The organism is Hydrogenophaga sp. (genome assembly GCF_048549895.1).
Lineage (GTDB): Bacteria > Pseudomonadota > Gammaproteobacteria > Burkholderiales > Burkholderiaceae_C > Hydrogenophaga.
Map to the genome: position 1 here is coordinate 1 of NZ_JBLYYB010000162.1, position 4,083 is coordinate 4,083.

Below are 4,083 nucleotides of genomic sequence, written 5' to 3' on the forward strand. Positions count from 1 at the left end.
GGGCAACATGGCCTTCATCGTGCGGTGCAACTTGCCGCTCTGGGTGCGGTGGCATTCGTCCACGAACACGAACACCTCGCCCACGGTCGGGCTGGGCCGGGCCTCCAGCTCCTTGATGAAGGCGTCAAAGTCGGCCACGTCACGCCTGCCAAACTTGTGCACCAGCGAGCACATCAGCCGCGGGCTGGGGCTGGCCAACTGTGTCATCAAGTCCCGGCCGCTGCGGCTGCGCTGCATGGCCTCCCCGGCATCGGTGAACACGCGCAGGATCTGCTTATCCAGCTCATCACGGTCGGTGATGATGGCCACCCGCGCCTGCGGGTTGTGCTCCAGAATCCAGCGCGCCAGCAGCACCATGACGATGCTTTTGCCGCTGCCCTGTGTGTGCCAGAGAATGCCGCCGCGACGCTCCCGCACATGCTGCTGCGCCGCCTTGATGCCAAAGTACTGATGCACCCGCGGCAGCTTCTTGATGCCGCCATCGAACAGCACGAAGTGCTGCAACAGGTCGAGCAGGCGCTGCTTGTCGCACATCCTGAGCAGATACTTGTCGAGCTTGTAGCGGCTGTTGTCGGCCTCGTCCTCTTTCCAGCGCAGGAACATCTTTTCCGGCGTGCCGATGGTGCCGTACTGCAAGCCTTCGGAATCGTTGCCGGCAAACACGAACTGCACGGTCGAAAAGAACCCCGCGTTGAACTCGGGCCGCTGATTGGACAGGTTCTGGCGAATGCCGTCGCTCAGCGACACGCGGCTGTTCTTCAACTCCAGCACAACGATGGCAATGCCGTTCACGTACAGCACCACATCGGGCCGCCGCTCGTGGCCGCCCTTGAGGGTGACCTCTTCGGCCACGGCGAAGTCATTGCTTTCGGGATGCTGCCAGTCGATCAGGTGCACCTGTTCGGTGACCTGCCCGGCCTCGGTTTTCACCGGCACGCCGTAGCGCAGCAGTTCGTAGACCGCCTTGTTGTTGCCATACAGACTGCGGTCGTGATGGCCCGCCTCGGTGCGCAGGCGGTGCAGCGCCATGCTGATCTGCGCCGGGGTATGCCCGCGAGCGGTCAGCCACGGGCCCAGCAAGGATTCCTCGATGTTGCCGTTGTCGCGGTCGGTCCAGTTTCCCAGATAGCGATAGCCCAACTCGTCGCGGAACAAGGCCACCACACGGTTCTGCGTGACGCGCTCGGCTTGGCCAATCAGGCTCATGTGGTTTCGGGTTCCCGCCGTTGGCACCCGCGCTCAGGCGGCGTGCAGTTCCTGGCGCAGCACCTCGCGCAGTTTGCCAACCGTCAACGGGGCGTCGTCGGCTTTCATCGCCGCACGCAGGGTGTCGTTGATCAGCGTCTGATAGTTGCCACCACCGCGCACCTGCGCCCTAAACCAGGCCAGCACGTCGGCGTCCAGGCGAATCGTGATCCGCTCCTTGCTCTCGTTCTCCTTCTGGAGCCGGGCAAGCTGCGGCACCTGCTTGGCGCGCTTGCCGGCACTGAAATCGCGTTCTGGCATTTCGGTCTTCATGGCTCAGTCCTGATAGTGGCGCGCTTCGCCGGGGCTGGCTTTGCGCGCAGAAATGATGCGAATGACGTCAACCCCGCGCTCGGTCCACACCACATACAAAACCCGGTCACAAAAGCCCCGGCCCATGGTGACGAAGCGCGGCTCACCGGTGGCGGAGGTCTCTTCAAGCGTGAGGTTGAACGGGTCCTCCAAGGCGCCCACCGCATCGGCAAAATCGACACCGTGCTTGCGCAGATTGGTCCGCCGCTTAGCCTCGTCCCACTCAAAGTGCATGGTAGAGTGTATGCACAACGTGCATATTACTCAAATTCTCTTCCAGAAACGATCCAGGCCCGGCGGGCTCGGCGCTGCCCCGAAGCGGGTCTAGTCCACACACAAATGGCAAGCTGCGGGCATGACGTCGCAAAGCAACATCCGTCGCAAGCGCAGCACCCCAGCGGCACTCACCCGTGCGGTGATTGTGCGGTCGGTGGCCAGCTCGACGGCCATCGAGACCGGGCAAAGCATCGCCCGCCTTGAGCGGGCCCTGTTGAGTCATACCAGCAAGTTTCGGGACCTGAAGCTGGCCGACTGACCGCACGGGATAGCGAGTAGGTCCCGGCGGATCGACAGCGGCGACAGGGCAGATACCGTCCGTCAGGCAGCGCTTGCCATTTCGGGCAAACGTACACAGTATGTGTCGTGTGGGCTGGTCACTGCGTAGCGGGGGCTGGCCCCATTTTTTGGGCGTCATCGGGGCAGCACCACCAAGCCATAGCCCTCGATCCTGCCGTCCCGGCTGCGTCGGAACTTCTCTTCCACCACCCGGTAGTCTTCCTTGACCGTCTTGCCCAGCACCTTTCGGCCAATGGGCGTCACGACCAGATCGGCAAGCTGCAACCCGGCCAGATTCGCAGACTTCGGTCGAAGGTTGAGTCCGGCAATGCGCTGCTGAATCTGGGTTGCCTGCAAATAGCGCGTGCCTTGCACCTTCAGATTCAACCACGCGATTTCAAGCTGGCGGTCCAGCGTAGCGTCTCGGCACTCCGCAACAATCACGCCGCTGCCAGAGCCGGAGCCAAGCTCCATGCAATAACGTTCGACCAAAACGTCGAGGCTGAGCATGTAAGGATCCAGCGCGGCAACGCCATAGCGCCCCAAGTGCTCCTGCTTTCTGATCACGCAGGCCACCACCGTAAACGTCAGCGATCGAAGCAACGCGTTGAGTTCGCGGTAGAACCGCTCTCGAAATGCGGGCTCTTTCAACCGCTCGAAGCCGTTACGGTTTCGGGTGATGTCCGCCGTGTGCAAAACCAGATCATCGCGGCCAAACAGGTCTCGCTTGAAGCGTCCCAGCGCCTCTTCCAAAGCCCCCTCGGCATAGCGCTGTTCCATGATGACGCCGCCCAGCACGAACAGCGGGTAGGACGGGTCGATCACAGCCAGGTTGTGGTCACCCGATTCATCCAGATAAAGCACTTTCATGCCGACCGCCTGGGCACGGCCCGGCTCATACCAAACGCGTCCGGCCGGTGAGTAGCTCCTGCATCATCCCCTGCTTGAGCTGACGGGTTTTCTCGCGGCGGGCTTCGAGGGCGGCGAGTTCAGCATCCATGTCGCTGAGGACTTGGGTGATGGCGGTTTGTTCAACGGGATCGGCTACCACGGAAATCTGAATGGCTAGCGCCGCGGCTGGGCTTATGCGCTGATGACTACCAGTTGTTCCCGTAGCCGCGAGCTCCATTCGCTCACAAAATATCGGCGATGAGCACAGCAAGAACAAGTAACTACGATCGATTCCCCCTCTTGGCGTCAATATCAACCATTCGGTTGAGGCAACTGCATTCTCAGGGATTGTTGACGGCGCCCAAATTCGGGGAATACGAGGATTCAACTTGGAAACTAGAACGGCCCCTGGGGGCACGCCGAACTTGCTGCTACCGATAGTGGCCCCGAGTTCAACATTCGCAGTCTTCTCGTTATCAAATCCGGGAAGACTGAAATGAACGAACTGTCGTTCCGGCTGCTCGGAAGGCAAGACATTAACTTTATTCAAGGTGGCGATCTCACCCAACCGCTTCACCTCCCACTCCCCCTGAAAGCCGGGGAGGCGGGTCTGGCCGGTGAGGAGTTGCTGCATGGCAGCCTGTTTGAGGTCGCGCTGTTTGGCGATGAGTCGGTCTAGCCCGCTCAGCAGGGCATCCACATCGCTCAAGGTTTCTGCGATGGCGCGTTGTTCATGAAGTGGGGGTAGCGCGACGTTAAGCTGTTCGAATTTTTTCCTCTGTATTCCTTGTGCAGTTGATCCGCTAGCGTTATCGAATAGATTGCGCTGGAATTGGGCTGAGCTCAGTTGCTGAAATACGAACGGGCTCAATGCTTGGGCCTCGTCGACCTGAATGAGTATTGTCCGCTGGCTAAGGATGTACTTCTGTGAATCTGGGACGAGTGCGACGTTGCCTAGTGGCGCTTCGGTGGTGAATAAAATGTCGTTCTTGCGAATATCGCCGCGAGTCATCCACCGCTTGTAGAGCTCTAACGAGCCTAAATAGCACTCGGCAGTAAAATCGATGAACCCCATTTTCA

The 4,083-nt window shown here is 60.3% G+C and carries 5 protein-coding genes and 1 pseudogene; 1 reads left to right on the forward strand and 5 read right to left on the reverse strand.

The window, feature by feature from the left end; translation table 11 throughout:
- The 3 genes and pseudogenes from ACN4F8_RS15835 to ACN4F8_RS15845 all read right to left on the reverse strand — a co-directional run.
- Positions 1-1,206: type I restriction endonuclease (locus ACN4F8_RS15835; RefSeq protein WP_419474434.1), on the reverse strand; the 1,206-nt coding region annotated here is incomplete at its 3' end.
- Between the two features lie 33 nt (positions 1,207-1,239).
- Positions 1,240-1,491, reverse strand: a pseudogene (locus ACN4F8_RS15840) (BrnA antitoxin family protein); the annotation flags it as partial.
- Positions 1,492-1,521: 30 nt separating this feature from the next.
- Positions 1,522-1,791 (reverse strand): BrnT family toxin, encoded by a 270-nt coding sequence (locus ACN4F8_RS15845; RefSeq protein ID WP_419474435.1) that lies wholly within the window; start codon positions 1,789-1,791, stop codon positions 1,522-1,524.
- A gap of 121 nt (positions 1,792-1,912) precedes the next feature.
- Between ACN4F8_RS15845 and ACN4F8_RS15850 the strand changes: the two genes are divergently transcribed.
- A complete protein-coding gene (locus ACN4F8_RS15850) occupies positions 1,913-2,092 on the forward strand; it encodes a hypothetical protein (RefSeq protein ID WP_419474436.1) in 180 nt (59 codons plus the stop codon).
- A gap of 155 nt (positions 2,093-2,247) precedes the next feature.
- Here ACN4F8_RS15850 and ACN4F8_RS15855 read toward each other — a convergent pair whose 3' ends face one another.
- Both ACN4F8_RS15855 and ACN4F8_RS15860 read right to left on the reverse strand, forming a co-directional pair.
- Positions 2,248-2,982: a DUF3800 domain-containing protein gene (locus ACN4F8_RS15855; RefSeq protein ID WP_419474437.1), complete on the reverse strand. Its 735-nt coding sequence runs from the start codon at positions 2,980-2,982 to the stop codon at positions 2,248-2,250.
- Positions 2,983-3,007: 25 nt separating this feature from the next.
- A partial coding sequence (locus ACN4F8_RS15860) for a restriction endonuclease subunit S (protein WP_419474438.1) occupies positions 3,008-4,083 on the reverse strand: 1,076 nt, incomplete at its 5' end.